The sequence below is a fragment of the Paraglaciecola psychrophila 170 genome, from assembly GCF_000347635.1.
GTDB lineage: Bacteria > Pseudomonadota > Gammaproteobacteria > Enterobacterales > Alteromonadaceae > Paraglaciecola > Paraglaciecola psychrophila.
The window spans coordinates 435,602-450,232 of the sequence record NC_020514.1; the positions used below are offsets into that span (position 1 = coordinate 435,602).

Annotated in this window: 14 protein-coding genes; 1 reads left to right on the top strand and 13 read right to left on the bottom strand. The window is 40.9% G+C overall.

What is annotated here, in order from left to right:
- Positions 1 to 27 precede the first annotated feature (27 nt).
- Complete coding sequence (locus C427_RS01850) at positions 28 to 1,755, top strand: Na+/H+ antiporter NhaC family protein (RefSeq protein WP_007635085.1); 1,728 nt, start codon at positions 28 to 30, stop codon at positions 1,753 to 1,755.
- A 198-nt stretch (positions 1,756 to 1,953) separates the two neighbouring features.
- Here C427_RS01850 and C427_RS01855 read toward each other — a convergent pair whose 3' ends face one another.
- The 13 genes from C427_RS01855 to C427_RS01915 all read right to left on the bottom strand — a co-directional run bounded on the left by C427_RS01855 (position 1,954) and on the right by C427_RS01915 (position 14,612).
- Positions 1,954 to 2,163 carry a DUF1653 domain-containing protein gene (locus tag C427_RS01855; RefSeq protein ID WP_007635087.1) on the bottom strand — a complete coding sequence of 70 codons (210 nt, stop codon included), beginning with the start codon at positions 2,161 to 2,163 and terminating at the stop codon, positions 1,954 to 1,956.
- Positions 2,164 to 2,188: 25 nt separating this feature from the next.
- Entirely contained in the window at positions 2,189 to 3,373 is a 1,185-nt protein-coding gene (locus C427_RS01860) for an MFS transporter (RefSeq protein WP_007635089.1), read from the bottom strand.
- Between the two features lie 64 nt (positions 3,374 to 3,437).
- A complete protein-coding gene (gene dinB, locus C427_RS01865; RefSeq protein WP_081602653.1) occupies positions 3,438 to 4,499 on the bottom strand; it encodes a DNA polymerase IV in 1,062 nt (353 codons plus the stop codon).
- A gap of 119 nt (positions 4,500 to 4,618) precedes the next feature.
- Positions 4,619 to 4,852, bottom strand: a complete 234-nt coding sequence (gene nqrM / locus C427_RS01870) for a (Na+)-NQR maturation NqrM (protein ID WP_007635112.1) — start codon at positions 4,850 to 4,852, stop codon at positions 4,619 to 4,621.
- A gap of 41 nt (positions 4,853 to 4,893) precedes the next feature.
- A complete protein-coding gene (locus C427_RS01875) occupies positions 4,894 to 5,913 on the bottom strand; it encodes an FAD:protein FMN transferase (protein ID WP_034898589.1) in 1,020 nt (339 codons plus the stop codon).
- A gap of 75 nt (positions 5,914 to 5,988) precedes the next feature.
- The gene (gene nqrF / locus C427_RS01880; protein WP_007635116.1) at positions 5,989 to 7,221 is read right to left on the bottom strand and encodes an NADH:ubiquinone reductase (Na(+)-transporting) subunit F; all 1,233 of its coding nucleotides are present in this window, start codon (positions 7,219 to 7,221) and stop codon (positions 5,989 to 5,991) included.
- Between the two features lie 23 nt (positions 7,222 to 7,244).
- Positions 7,245 to 7,853, bottom strand: coding sequence for an NADH:ubiquinone reductase (Na(+)-transporting) subunit E (nqrE, locus tag C427_RS01885; RefSeq protein WP_007635118.1), 609 nt, complete (start codon positions 7,851 to 7,853; stop codon positions 7,245 to 7,247).
- A gap of 3 nt (positions 7,854 to 7,856) precedes the next feature.
- Complete coding sequence (locus C427_RS01890; protein ID WP_007635120.1) at positions 7,857 to 8,489, bottom strand: NADH:ubiquinone reductase (Na(+)-transporting) subunit D; 633 nt, start codon at positions 8,487 to 8,489, stop codon at positions 7,857 to 7,859.
- A gap of 12 nt (positions 8,490 to 8,501) precedes the next feature.
- Positions 8,502 to 9,260 carry a Na(+)-translocating NADH-quinone reductase subunit C gene (locus C427_RS01895; protein ID WP_007635121.1) on the bottom strand — a complete coding sequence of 253 codons (759 nt, stop codon included), beginning with the start codon at positions 9,258 to 9,260 and terminating at the stop codon, positions 8,502 to 8,504.
- The gene (locus C427_RS01900) at positions 9,250 to 10,470 is read right to left on the bottom strand and encodes an NADH:ubiquinone reductase (Na(+)-transporting) subunit B (protein WP_007635123.1); all 1,221 of its coding nucleotides are present in this window, start codon (positions 10,468 to 10,470) and stop codon (positions 9,250 to 9,252) included. The genes C427_RS01895 and C427_RS01900 overlap by 11 nt, the downstream gene beginning before the upstream one ends.
- A gap of 2 nt (positions 10,471 to 10,472) precedes the next feature.
- Positions 10,473 to 11,813, bottom strand: coding sequence for a Na(+)-translocating NADH-quinone reductase subunit A (locus C427_RS01905; RefSeq protein WP_007635124.1), 1,341 nt, complete (start codon positions 11,811 to 11,813; stop codon positions 10,473 to 10,475).
- A gap of 414 nt (positions 11,814 to 12,227) precedes the next feature.
- Positions 12,228 to 13,406: an enoyl-ACP reductase FabV gene (gene fabV, locus C427_RS01910; RefSeq protein ID WP_007635125.1), complete on the bottom strand. Its 1,179-nt coding sequence runs from the start codon at positions 13,404 to 13,406 to the stop codon at positions 12,228 to 12,230.
- Between the two features lie 108 nt (positions 13,407 to 13,514).
- On the bottom strand, positions 13,515 to 14,612 hold the full coding sequence (locus tag C427_RS01915; protein WP_007635126.1) for a TRAP transporter substrate-binding protein: 1,098 nt from the start codon (positions 14,610 to 14,612) through the stop codon (positions 13,515 to 13,517).
- Positions 14,613 to 14,631: the final 19 nt, after the last annotated feature.

Sequence of the window (14,631 nt, forward strand, 5' to 3'; positions counted from 1 at the left end):
ACATACAAGACCGTTAAGATAACCCGCATGTTTCAATTTACAAAACGTATCAGTTTTATTTTCTTTGTGCTCAGCCTGGTGACTGCGTTTTTTATTAACTTCAATGTCAGCCCGACTTGGGTTGAATCCCAGTTGCAATATCAAACATACGACAATGAAATCGGACAGTTGGTTTACCGCGCCAGCGGTCAAGAGAGCGTGATAGAAGACCTTGTACCATACTCCGAGTCTCCTTTAAGACAATCAATGCTAAATATCCAACAAAGTAAACCTTCCCTGTTACAACAATGGGTTTATAAAAATACTACTGAGGATGTGGTTTTACTTAAAGCAGACTTCCATTTTGGTATTTGGTCATTATTGCCTGCTTTAGTCGCTGTTGCATTGTGCTTAATGACACGTGAGCCTTTGGTTGCTCTATTTGGCGGAATAGTGATCGGCGCAGTGATGTTGGGACGATTCGATATCACTCATGAGGTATTCATACCTAACATAGGCACATCAAGTGCAGCATCCATATTGATATTATACTTATGGCTGCTCGGAGGTTTGATGGGCATGTGGGCAAAAACAGGTGCGGCTAAGGCTTTTGCCGATCATATGAGTCAACATTATGTAAAAGGACCACGTTCAGCCAAGGTTGTCACTTGGTTTTTAGGTTTAGTGTTTTTCCAAGGAGGCACTATGAGTACCGTATTGGTAGGCACAACGGTTAAACCCATCGCAGACAAGGCTGGGGTCAGTCACGAAGAACTCAGTTATGTAGTTGATTCTACTGCATCACCCATTGCGTCTATTATTGCATTTAACGCTTGGCCAGCCTATATACAAGCCTTCTTGTTCATTCCTGGGGTCGCATTTTTAGCCACAGAAAATGATAGAATCGCGTTCTTTTTTGCCAGTATTCCTTTTAGTTTCTATGCAATATTTGCAGTTTTAGGTACTTTGTTACTGAGTCTCAACATTACTACTTTTAGTGGCTCCCCCCTTAAAAAAGCAATGAAACGAGTGACTGAAACCGGTGAATTAGATGCGCCTGACGCTTCCCCTATTAGTGCTAAAGAATTACATCAAAGTCAAGTGCCAGAGGGATATACAGCTCATAGGTTAGAGTTTATTTTACCTTTAGTGAGCTTAATTATTATCGCCGTTGGTTCATACTTTGTAACGGGTTCGCCACAAATTCATTGGGCCTTTTCAGGGGCCTTATTTTTGTCTATTTTCATGGCACTAGCAAAAGGTATGGCACTTAAACAAGTGTTAGACGGCTTTGGAAATGGTTTAAAAGGAGTGGTGGTTGCGTCGGTCATATTAATGTTTGCCTTAACCATAGGTGTGCTAAGTAAACAGTTGGGTGGAGGCATTTATTTGGTCGAATCTTTGGGCGAGCACATTCCATACTGGTGTTTACCCATAATCTTACAACTTATGACCATGGTTATCGCTTTTTCAACCGGTACCAGTTGGGGCACTTACGCCATCGCTTTTCCCTTAGGTTTGCCTCTGGCATGGACTATCGCCCAGAGCCAGGGCTTAGGTAATCCCGAACTGTTTATGATGGTGTGTTTCGCTACCATTTTGAATGGCAGTGTATACGGTGATCAGTGCTCACCTATCTCAGACACAACTATTTTAAGTTCTATGACCACGGGTTGCGATTTAATGGACCATGTAAAATCGCAGATAGTGCCTGCCACTTTCGCGGCATTGTTAGCTGCGGTATTGTGGACCTCCACAGTTTTGTTTTTTGCATAGTCTGATTTTAATTGTGGCTTGTTGGTCAAAAGCCACAATATTTTTGTGCTTATGATGCGAAAGGTCATTTTGCAAAGGGGATGATGGGATAAAGTATTATGGGCTAAAGATAATTGTGAAACAGTTAAAAGATAAAATGAGAGCACGGATATTAAACCTTTTTAAATAATACCCAGCTCCATTCGCCAACCTAATTTATCATCCAATATACATAAACCTGGGTATTGTTTCGCCGTTCACTTTTACAGTTTCGATAAACATACTCAAGGGTCGCACCCATAGAGCTCTTTCACCGTATAGAGGCCGATAAACCACTAATTCAGTTTCGTCTTCAGAGTGTTTAGCAACACCAATCACTTCGTATTCATTTCCTTTGTAATGACGGTAACGCCCAATTTCCAATGACATATTTTTTCCTTGTTGTTAGGGGATTCTATTGTTGTGTCGCAGACTGTTTTTTCCTGAACTGCTGCCATGTGATGATAAGTAATTGCACCGCGATGATAACAAAGCTAGCAAGCAATAAGCCGCGCCAATTAATTAGGTTGAGAAATACGCCTGCACTTAACGCTGCAGACGCTTGACAACCAAACACCAAAAATTCATTGAGACCTTGGACTTTAAATCTTTCGGTTGGCTGATAACTTTGAGTCAGTAAAACCGTGCCCCCAACAAACAAAAAATTCCAGCCGATGCCTAATAATACCAAAGCGATCCAATAATTCAGCCACTCGCTGCCAGTTAATGCGATTAGAATAGTGGCGATATAGGCGGATAACCCTAAATAGATTATTTTTGAAGTGCCTAATTTACTGATCAACCAACCACTGAACAATGATGGGAAAAACATTGCGAAAATATGGCTTTGGATTACCCACTTTGTATCCTGCAAAGAATAAGCTTCATGGACGTGCATATGCACAGGGGTGGCGGTCATAATAAAGCTCATCAAGGCATAACCTACAACTGATGCGGTAACAGCAAGTATAAAGACTGGTTGCCGTGCTATCACATTTAATTCACGTCCTGTATCCACAGATTTTGCTGTGACAACATGTGTATTATCAATTTGAGTAAAAAGTAAGCTGCATAGCAACAGTAAGGCTGTTGTTAAATAAAATCCACCGACAAAAGCTTGATCTGTGACCAGCTGACCAAGAGTCACTAACTCTGGACCTAGGATAGCCGCAACTAACCCCCCCAATAACACAGTCGAAGCTGCCTTAGGTATCAACTCAACAGAGACTGATTCCATAGCCGCAAAACGAATTTGCTGAATCGCAGACATCATCATACCCAATAAAAACGCAGATATAACCAGTCCCCCAAAACTGTTGTCGGCGATACTCGCAGCGGCTAATAGCGTGACCAGAGCACCCAGAATGGTTGCTGTAATAAATACAGGCTTTCTACCAAATTGCTGCATCAAACGTGTGATAGGCATCACACCACAAGCGGTACCTACAATACTCATGGCAAGAGGCAAGGTGGACCATTTGGGATCAGGGGTAAGCTGAGCACCCAAAACACCACCCGCTAATACCAGCATAGTGCCAGCGCTCATCGCTAGGGCTTGAATGAGAGTTAATAGCCAAACATTGACGGGCATTCTTTGCACTAATACGCTTCCTTGTTAACTTGAGGCAGAAATATCTGTTTATAGTGTAACGATTTGGAGGGATTTAGTCTGCTGTATGTGAAAACGAAAAAGCTAATTGTTGACTGTTTTCAGTTTCTGCTAAGGCAACATGTAGTCCCACCAATCTAATGCCTCTATTTGCTTGACGTGAAAGCCCTTTAGTTAATAATGTAAGAAAGTATTCTCTGTTTAATCGTTGGCATCTATGTTCAACGGTGGTTTGTTGAAAATCGTTGAATTTTAATTTTATGCCCTGACTTTGAATTTTAGATTTTGTTTTAGCTAAACGTTTTTCCAATAACGGAAATAGATCGTCGATCATTTTTATACAGTCTTCTTCTGTGCGAATGTCTTCGGCCAAGGTTCGCTCTACTCCTACAGATTTGCGCTGTCTGGCAAGACTTAGGTTTCGGTTATCGATACCATGGCTTCGATCCCAAATAACAGAGCCAAATTTACCAAAACGTTTGATTAAGTCCTCAAAGGGAAACTGACGCACGTCAGCACAGCTATACAAACCAATATTGTGTAACTTAGCTAAGGTGACTTTGCCCACACCAGGGATCTTACCTAGGGGTAACCCAATCACGAAATCGTCTAATTTTTCAGGAGTGATCACACATATGCCATTAGGCTTATTTTCATCACTGGCGATTTTTGCTACAAACTTACATGACGCCACGCCCGCTGATGCAGTGAGTTGAGTCTCTTGAAAAATAGTACGTCTTATATCTTCGGCAATTAATGTTGCGCTGCCTGAAAACAAGTCGCAATCAGATACGTCTAAATAGGCCTCGTCTAATGACAGCGGTTCTATTTTGTCGGTGTATCTACTGAATATTTCACGAATTTGTTCAGATATTTCACTGTATAAGGCCATCCTTCCTGGGGCTAATACCAAATCAGGGCAGAGCTTTATGGCGTGTGAAATGGCCATAGCTGAACGCACTCCAAATTTACGAGCTTGATAATTGCAGGTAGATATAACACCGCGCCTATCAGAACTACCGCCTATGGCTAACGGTACATTCCGATATTCTGGATTGTCGCGCATCTCAACGGCTGCATAATAGCAGTCCATATCGATGTGGATGATTTTCCTCAATATTGACCTGACAAAATAACTGTATGTATATTCAGTATTTTGCCGGATTGCTAGAATATATCAATATAAAAAAACGCCAGACTAGCTGACGTTTTTTTATATTGATTGTCAGTGCTAGTTTATAAAATTTGGTCTTTTTTCCATTCATCCAATTTTGTTTGTCTAGCTTGTTCTTTTTCCAAACGCATTTTTTTGCGATCGCACGGCTCAGGACAATCACAAGCTTTAGCAATACCCAAAGCGCCTAAACCACCACAACTACCGGCTATTGTTTTTTGCTGGAATATGTAACCGACAGACATAGCTACGACTACGACTAAAAAAAATACAAATGCGAGAATAAAGGTACTCAAAACTTGACTCCAATACTGTTTATTACGTTAATGATATTGTCTCAGTGAACAGTCACAAGCTGCGCAAACTTATTACTAGTATACTCGTTAAATCCGTCTTTTTCTTTAGTAATCAGTAATACTGCAATATCGTATTTGTCTGCTAATGCTAATGCCTTTTCCTTACCCATTACTATAAGAGCTGTGGCTAAACCATCAGCAGTCATTGATGACGGATGGATCACTGTTACAGATACCACGTTGTGCGTAATCGGGTAACCTGTGTTTGGATCAATCAGGTGAGAATAACGCACTCCGTCTTGTTCGTAATAAATTCGATAATCGCCAGACGTTGCCACCGCATTATCGCCAATACTAATGATTTCTTGTGCCGTGCGTTGTTCGGCTTCGGGTTTTTCAATAGCAATTTTCCATGCTTCACCTGAGGCTTTTACTCCTGACAACCGCATTTCTCCGCCTATTTCTACAAGTAAGTTTTCAATCTTATAGGTCTGTAAAAGCAGTGTAATCTGATCTACTGCGTATCCTTTAGCTATAGTCGATAAGTCGACGTATAGATTAGGATTTGTTTTACTGGCCCAAGTCGGCCCTATTATTAGTTTCTCTAGTCCAACTAATTGTCGAGTAGCCTGAATAAGTTTATCTGATGGAATTTTTTCAGGTCGGCTTTGCGGTCCAAATCCCCAAAGGTTGACCAAAGGACCTACTGTTACATCTAATAATCCACCACTTATTTTCCCTAAGCGTTTTGCTTCTTTTAATACTTCAATTGTTTGTAATGACATCGGAAAAGGTTCAATACTTTTCCATTGATTGAACTGACTTAGCTCAGAGTCTTTAATGTACGTAGACATGAGTTGGTTTATATCTAGCAAAAGTTGGTCAATTTGTTCTTTTAGAATCTTTTCATCCAGTTTATCAACTGTTACAAACTTAATGTTATATGTGGTGCCCATAGTTGGGCCTGTTAGATAGCTTTCTTGCACCACGGCGGGTGAGCAGGCTATCAATATTGTGCTGAGAAAGATAATTAAAAGTCTGACTTTTAAGAATGTGTACATGGTGTATTTTGACTCTATAAAAAAAGGGGCATAAAGCCCCTTATAAACTGTCACTAGATTAAGAATTTAGTGTTATTAACCGCCGAAGTCATCCAACATAATGTTTTCGTCTTCTACGCCTAACTCTTTAAGCATATTTATGACTGCTGCGTTCATCATTGGTGGACCACACATGTAAAATTCACAATCTTCTGGTGCCGGGTGGTTTTTTAGATAATTTTCCAAAAGGACATTATGTATAAAACCTGTATCACCTTTCCAATTATCTTCAGGTTGAGGATCCGACAAAGCAACATGCCATTTAAAGTTTTCATTCTCTTTCTGAAGCATATCGAAATCTTCAACATAAAACATTTCACGCAAAGAACGAGCGCCGTACCAAAATGTAATGGGACGAGTTGAACGTATTCTACGAAGCTGATCGAATATATGCGAACGCATAGGTGCCATTCCCGCACCACCACCAACAAATACCATTTCAGCAGAGGAGTCTTTGGCGTAGAACTCACCAAATGGACCTGAGATAGTGGCTTTATCGCCTTCTTTCAAGCTCCAGATATAAGATGACATTTTACCTGCTGGTAAGGTTAGGTTATTAGGTGGCGGCGAAGCGACTCGCACATTCAACATAATAATCCCTGCTTCCTCAGGGTAGTTGGCCATTGAATAAGCGCGGATAGTCTCTTCTTCAACTTTAGATTCGATGTTAAAGAAACCAAAGCGTTCCCAATCGCCACGATATTCTTCAGGAATATCGAAGTCTTTGTACTTAACATGGTGAGGTGGCGCTTCAATTTGAATGTAACCTCCGGCTCTGAAAGGAACACTTTCGCCATTAGGTATCTTCAATACAAGTTCTTTGATAAAAGTGGCTTTGTTGTCATTCGAGACAACTTCGCAGTCCCACTTTTTGATACCAAAAATCTCTTCTTCTAACTCAATATCCATATTTTCTTTAATAGACACCTGACAGGACAAGCGACATCCCTGTTTAGCATCTTTCTTGCTAATGTGATCAACTTCAGTAGGTAAAAGCTCTCCGCCACCGGCTTTAATATCAACTCGACATTGACCACAAGTACCACCTCCGCCACATGCAGAAGAAACAAAGATACCTGCATTAGCCAAGGCACCTAAAAGCTTGTCACCAGGTTGAGCTGTGATTGATGCTTCAGCACCACCATTAATTGTAATAGTGATTTCGCCTTCTGGCACCAGTTTAGATTTTGCAAACATGATAATAAATACTAACGCTAAAACGATAGCGATAAACATACCTACACCAAGATAAATTTCATTCGGATTCATTTAACTATTCCTCAAAGTGCCGTTTACAGTGCTATGCCGGTAAATGATTGGAAACCAAGCGCCATCAGTCCAGTAATCATAAATACTGAACCCAAACCTCGAATGCCTTCCGGCATGTCTGCATATTTAAGTTTTTCACGTACTGCGGCAAGTAAGGTGATAGCTATCGCCCAACCTAAACCACTGCCCACACCGTAAACAATGCTTTCACTGAAGTTATATTCACGTTGTATCGCGAATGCAACACCACCAAAAATCGCACAATTTACTGTGATAAGGGGTAAGAATATCCCAAGTGCGTTATACAACGCAGGGAAAAACTTATCCAACGTCATTTCCAATATTTGTACTAACGCAGCTATTACGCCTATAAAGGTCAAAAAGCTCAAAAAGCTTAAATCTGCTTCTGGGAAACCAGCCCAGCCGAGTGCTCCTGGCGCTAAGATATTTACAAATATGACCTGATTGACAGGAACTGAAATTCCTAAAACAACGATTACTGCGACTCCTAAACCCATGGCTGTTTTAACTTTTTTGGATACTGCCAAAAAAGTACACATACCTAAGAATAAGGACAAAGCCATGTTTTCAATGAAAACAGATTTTACAAAAATACTAATATAATGTTCCATGAATTATCCCTTTGGCTCGACTTGTGCTGGACGTATAGTTCGGATTACCCAGATTAGGCCACCAATCAAAAAGAAAGAGCTGAAAGGTAAAATCAATAAACCATTGCCCTGATACCAGCCTCCATTTTGAATTAAAGGTAATATTTCAAAACCTAACAACGTACCAAAACCAAATAACTCTTTGATAGTTCCAATGATGATTAACACCACGGAGTAACCTATGCCGTTGCCAAGGCCATCGAGAAAAGACATAAAGGGAGGACTCTTCATCGCGTAGGCTTCTGCTCGTCCCATAACGATGCAGTTAGTAATAATCAAACCAACAAACACCGAAAGCTGTTTCGATATCTCATATGAGTATGCTTTCAAAACTTGATCAACCACTATTACCAAAGAAGCAATAATAGTCATTTGAATAATGATCCTTACGCTCGAGGGTATATGATTACGGATCAGAGAGATAAACAAGTTAGAAAATGCGGTTACTGTCGTCAATGCTAACGACATGACCAATGCAGTTTCCAACTTGGTAGTTATCGCCAAGGCCGAACATACGCCCAGTACTTGTAATGCTATTGGGTTATTGTTCAGAACGGGTCCGAACAATACCTTTTTCATTTCTTTAATTTCAGCCATTGTGTGGATCCCTTACGATTTCCAAGTTTGGTTTTTAAGATATGGCCCGAAGCCATTCTTGCCCGCCCAGTAAGTCAATGTGTTTTGTACACCGTTACTGGTTAGCGTAGCGCCTGAAAGTGCATCAACCGCATACTGGTCGTTTGAGTTGTCACCTTTATTAACTTCAATAGCTACTTTTCCATCATCAAAAAGCTTTTTACCGTCCCACTTGGCTTTCCAGCTAGGGTTTTGTATTTCACCACCCAAACCTGGAGTTTCCTTGTGTTGGTAATAGATCAGTTCGCGTACGGTGTTTCCATCGGCATCAATCGCTAAGAGCCCATACATTAAGTCCCAGAGGCCACTACCGTGAACTGGTAGTACCAATCGAGTGACCTCACCTGCATCATTTTTTACTAAATAAATATTAGCAACGCTGGCTCGCTGTTTAAATCCTACGTTACTGTTAGTCACTTCAACTGAAAACTTAGGATTTTTGGCTTCTTTGTACATGTTGTAGCCATCTTTAGGCTCATCTACATATTCACCTGTTTCAAGGTTAATAAAGCGTTCTTCAATATACTTATTAAATGTTCCAGAGATATCACCCGCAGCCAAATCAATTAACCCTGCTGCTTCTACAATATTAGATTGTTTGTCTATTGCTGCGTTAGTTTCTTGTAAGTCACGCAAGCCGACAGCTGCACTCGATACAATAATTGAGCAGACTAAACATACTGCGACCACAACACCTACGGTTTTACCTAGCGTTTCTTTTTTAGCCGACACGTGCGATCCTCCGTTTTATATTGCTTTGGGCAACAAAATAATCGAATAAAGGTGCCCACAAGTTAGCGAATAATATTGCTAACATAATACCTTCTGGAAATGCCGGATTCAGAACACGGATCATTACTGTCATACAACCAATCAAAATACCGTAAGCCCATTTACCTTGGTTAGTAAAGGCTGCTGACACAGGATCAGTTGCCATAAAGAACATACCAAAGGCCATACCTCCAATTACCATATGCCAATACCAAGGCATCGCAAACATCGGATTGGTCGCACTTCCTACAAGGTTTAATAAGCTAGAAAATAAGAACACACCCAAAGCCACACCTAACACAATCCGCCATGAAGCTATTCGCATGTAGATGACAAACAGTCCGCCAATCAGAATTGCTAACGCAGACACTTCGCCCATAGAGCCAGGAATATTTCCTAAGAAAGCATTAAACCAATTAGCATTAAGGCTCCAGTCTGTTATCGAGCCATTAGCCGCTTGGCTTAACCAAGTTGCGCCTGTGTATCCATCTGCAGCTGTCCAAATAGCATCACCTGAAATTTGTGCAGGGTAAGCAAAATATAAGAATGCTCGACCAGATAAAGCCGGGTTTAAGAAGTTACGCCCAGTACCACCAAATATCTCTTTAGCTATAACGATACCGAAGGTAATACCTAAGGCCGCTTGCCATAAAGGAATTGTGGCGGGTAAAGTAAGCGAGAATAAAACTGAAGTAACAAAAAAACCTTCGTTGATTTCATGTTTTCTCACAGATGCAAACAAGACTTCCCAGAACCCACCTACAGCAAATACAGTGGCATAAACGGGCACAAAGAAACAAGCTCCATATAACAACAAGCCAATCCAACCAGTGCTGGCATCAAGTTGACCGCCAAGCATTTCATATAGACCCGCTTGCCAAAACGCTGTAGCTGTATCAGCCCACAATGCGCCTTCCGTAACTATGGCAATCTGTGCTTGTTGACCAATATTAAACATGCCATAAAACATGGCTGGGAATGTTGCCATCCACACAAAAATCATAATACGTTTTAAATCGATACTATCTTTTACGTGGGTGTTCGCCTTAGTGACAGTTCCAGGGGTATAAAAAATAGTCGCTGCCGCTTCATATAAGGCATACCATTTTTCATATTTTCCACCCGCTTCGAAATTAGGTTCGATTTTCTCTAAAAATACTTTTAAGCCCATGATTAACCCTCTTTCTCAATCTGATCTAAACATTCTCGCAGAATTGGCCCATAGTTATATTTACCAGGGCAAACATAAGTACATAGTGCTAAGTCTTCTTCGTCTAGTTCCAAACAACCCAAACTTTGAGCGCCATCTGTATCACCAGAAATCATGTCTCTCAACAATAATGTTGGTAAGATGTCTAATGGCATAATACGTTCATAGTTACCTATGGGAACCATAGAACGATCAGAACCATTAGTTGTGGTAGTCATACCAAATAACTTTTTAGGGCTTAGGTGCCCAAAATAAGCACGGGTCACTGAATGTTGGTTAACACCCGGTTTAATCCAACCAAATAACTCTTTTTCACGACCTTCACGCAAAATAGACACTTGGTTGTGGAACCGGCCTAGATAACCGTGCACGCCATGAGCATGATTACCCTGTAACACAGATCCAGACAACATCCGCATATCACCATCATTGGCTTCGTTTACCGTTAGTTCGGTAATATCGGCACCCAACAATGTGCGCACTAACCGTGGGTTTTTTGATTCAGGACCACCAATAGAGATCACTTTACGGTTATCTAATTCACCCGTTGTGAACAAACTACCAATCGCTAATACGTCTTGGTAGCCGACATGCCACACTTTTTTTCTTTGGCCTACAGTATCTAAGTAATGTATGTGAGTACCTACTAAGCCTGCAGGGTGAACACCAGCAAATTCGTTGACCTCAACATTGGCATCGCCAGTAGCAACATCAGCGCCTGGGGCTTTGTTAACAAATACTTTACCATCTGTTAAGCGACTAATAACCTGCAAACCGTTAGCAAAATCTTCGCTACGCTCAGCAATGACTATCTGAGGATCGGCAGCCAAAGGATTGGTGTCCATGACACTAACGAAAATCGAGTGTGGTTTTGAGTCAAGTGCTGGAGATTTACTGTAGGGACGAGTTCGAAAAGCCGTCCACATTCCAGAGTTAACTAAGTTCTCCTGTACTTTAGCCGCATCCAATGATGCTAGTTCGGTACTGCTATATTTAGCAAATACTTCACTTTCGTCACCTTCAAGCTGAATCACCACTGATTGCAAAACACGTTTTGCACCACGGTTGACTTGAATAACATTACCGGCAGCAGGAGCGGTGAATTTAACGCCAAGATTCTTTTTATCCTCAAAAAGAATCTGACCCTTCTTCACTTTATCCCCTTCTTTTACATGCATAGTCGGACGCATGCCAATATATTCTTCACCCAAAATAGCAACTCTGGTGACAGAGTTTCCATCTTGGATACTTTGTTTTGGCGCTCCCTGAATAGGAAGATCTAACCCTTTCGTGATTTTTATCATACGCAATAACACTACTCTAAATTAATACACAGCACCGTTAGACTCTTTAATTTCAGATGTCCATACAGTGTAAATCAGTAAATAAAAAATCTAATGGTGATGAGTATCGTCAATCAATGACTAATTAATAAGCTACAAGCAAATCTTTGTAGCTAGATAGAAGTGTCCGAACTTCCTGATATTTATGCGTTTAGCAAAATTTATATACGAATCTAAATGACACTTACGCTTAGAAATGGAATTTTAGCATTAACCAGTGTATTTCTTCCACGCAAATTGTTGTTTAAACATATTTAATTTGTGGTTTTTAGTCATTTCTAGTCAATTTGGCTATTTCAAAGGTAGTCTAAATTACATAAATAAAAAAACCGCTATGCCGCGGTTTTTATTTTATGCCAGTTTTATCCTCACTTTTTACCAATCTATTAAGGTTTCAACTTCAGCATCATAATCGACTCCAGCCATGTCAAAACCAAACAGCCGCAAAAATTCATGGTGATAACCTGCATAGTCACTTAACTCATGAAAATTTTCTTGTGTAACTTGATCCCACAAGGCTTTGATTTTTGCCTGAGTCACATCGTTGGTCTCTTTGGTATTCATATACAAGCGACCCAATTCATCTACCTCTGGATGCGCTTGAGTCAGTTTATCAGTAAACAAATCGTAAATTTGCTCGATACATCCCTGGTGTGTTCCTTCCTCTTTCATCACTTTATAAATCAGAGAAATATACAAGGGCATAACTGGAATGGCCGAACTAGCTTGGGTTACCAAAGCTTTTAAAGACGATACATATGCCTGAACATTTTTAGCTGCTTGGGTCTTCACAATAGCGGCAGCAGCACGATCTAAATCTTCTTTAGCCTTACCGATGGTCGCCTGTCCATAAATGGGCCAAGTAAGTTCTTTACCTACATAGGTATATGCAGTAGTTTTACAATTGTCTGCCAACAAGTCTGCCTTGCCTAAAGCTTCTAACCATAATTCCCAATCTTCACCACCCATAACCTTAATAGTTTGTTGAATTTCATCTTCGTTAGCGGGGTCTAGTGCAATCTCATGAATGATGTTTTTATCGGTATCGTAGGTTTTTGTTGTGTATGCTTGGCCCACCGGTTTTAAAGTCGATTTGTATACTTCACCAGTTTCAGGATCCGTTCGTCTTGGTGACGCTAGGCTATAGATAACTAAGTCTACTTTGCCCATATCAGCTTTTAATGTATCGATAACCTGCTGCTTTAGCTCTTTTGAAAAGGCATCACCGTTTAAGGTTTTTGCATACAGCCCTGCTTCTGAGGCTTTAGCATGAAACCCCGCCGTATTATACCAGCCAGCCGTGCCTGTCTTACGTTCAGTAGGAGGCTTTTCAAAACACACACCTAAAGTGTTAGCACCTCCAGCAAATGCAGCAGTGATCCTAGAAGCCAGTCCATAACCAGTAGAACTACCAATAACCAATACGTTTTTAGGCGTATTGTTCAATGCTCCCTGGGCTTGAACATAATCAATTTGTTGTTGAACACTAGTGGCACATCCAATCGGATGCGCATTAGTACAGATAAAGCCACGAATTTTCGGCTTAACAATCATATAAAGTTCCTATTTAAAAATTATAAGGCATTGTAATGCTAGTCAACGTTTAAACACATCTGAACAGCTGGTACAGATACAATAACATAGCTATAAATGTGCTGATTATTAGTTATGGTCAGCACGATTTTTGTAATATTCAAACTCTGATATTTGGTGGTACTTCATCACCTTGGTTTGAAAATCTGCATAAGACTCATATACTTTTTTGAACATTGGGTCGGCGGCAGACTGTTCTTGCATTACCACAGCCGAGGCCTTTTTTAATGCTAACATCACATCTCTTGGAAGAGGACGCATATCAACACCATGTGTTTCTACTAAGGCTTGCATTGCCGCATTGTTCGCAGCAGTGTATTCATCCCACATATCTTGATTGACCGCACGGGTTGCCACTTCAATAATAGCCTGCAAGTCGTCTGGCAGTGCTTCGAATGCTTGTTTGTTGACCATGAATTCTAAGTTTGCGCTGGGTTCATGCCAGCCAGAGTAATAATAATATTTAGCCGCTTTGTATAAACCAAACGCTAAATCGTTATAGGGGCCGACCCACTCAGTGGCGTCAATCGCTCCAGATTGCAGTGAGGTAAAGAGTTCACCCCCAGTCAGTGCTACAGGAATGCCTCCGAGTTTTTTGAGCACTTCGCCACCTAATCCGGGAATGCGCATTTTTAAACCTTTTAAGTCTTCAACACTGTTAATTTCTTTTTTAAACCAACCCGCCATTTGTACCCCAGAATTACCACCAGCAAAAGGGATCAAATTAAACGGCTCATATACTTCGCGCCATAGCTCTAAGCCACCGCCGTAATGTAACCATGCATTCATTTCGGTAGCGTTCATACCAAAGGGTATCGCGGTGAAAATTTGTGATGCGGGTGCTTTACCTTTCCAGTAATAAGAGCCTGCATGACCCATTTCAGCGGCACCACTGGAAACGGTATCAAATACCTCAAATCCTGGCACCATTTGACCTGCACCAAATACTTTTACTTTCAGCCTGCCGCTAGACATACGTTCAACATATTTGGCAAAAGTTTCTGGACCTTTACCTAAGCCAGGAAAATTTTTTGGCCAGGATGTCACCAGTTTCCATTCATAAGTTTGCTGTTCTACTTGTTCGCTAGGAGCATGAGAAGATTGTTCTCCACAGGATGCCAACAAGATGCTGAAAGTAGCTAAAACAGATAATTGAAGCAATTTCATATATAGACTCTCGAAAGTA

Coding starts and splice junctions, on each gene's coding strand:
- C427_RS01900 (WP_007635123.1), bottom strand. CDS start 10,470: ATGGGCTTAAAAGTATTTTTAGAGAAAATCGAACCTAATTTCGAAGCG.
- nqrE (WP_007635118.1), bottom strand. CDS start 7,853: ATGGAACATTATATTAGTATTTTTGTAAAATCTGTTTTCATTGAAAAC.
- fabV (WP_007635125.1), bottom strand. CDS start 13,406: ATGATTGTTAAGCCGAAAATTCGTGGCTTTATCTGTACTAATGCGCAT.
- nqrF (WP_007635116.1), bottom strand. CDS start 7,221: ATGAATCCGAATGAAATTTATCTTGGTGTAGGTATGTTTATCGCTATC.
- C427_RS01890 (WP_007635120.1), bottom strand. CDS start 8,489: ATGGCTGAAATTAAAGAAATGAAAAAGGTATTGTTCGGACCCGTTCTG.
- C427_RS01915 (WP_007635126.1), bottom strand. CDS start 14,612: ATGAAATTGCTTCAATTATCTGTTTTAGCTACTTTCAGCATCTTGTTG.
- C427_RS01905 (WP_007635124.1), bottom strand. CDS start 11,813: ATGATAAAAATCACGAAAGGGTTAGATCTTCCTATTCAGGGAGCGCCA.
- C427_RS01875 (WP_034898589.1), bottom strand. CDS start 5,913: ATGTACACATTCTTAAAAGTCAGACTTTTAATTATCTTTCTCAGCACA.
- C427_RS01850 (WP_007635085.1), top strand. CDS start 28: ATGTTTCAATTTACAAAACGTATCAGTTTTATTTTCTTTGTGCTCAGC.
- C427_RS01855 (WP_007635087.1), bottom strand. CDS start 2,163: ATGTCATTGGAAATTGGGCGTTACCGTCATTACAAAGGAAATGAATAC.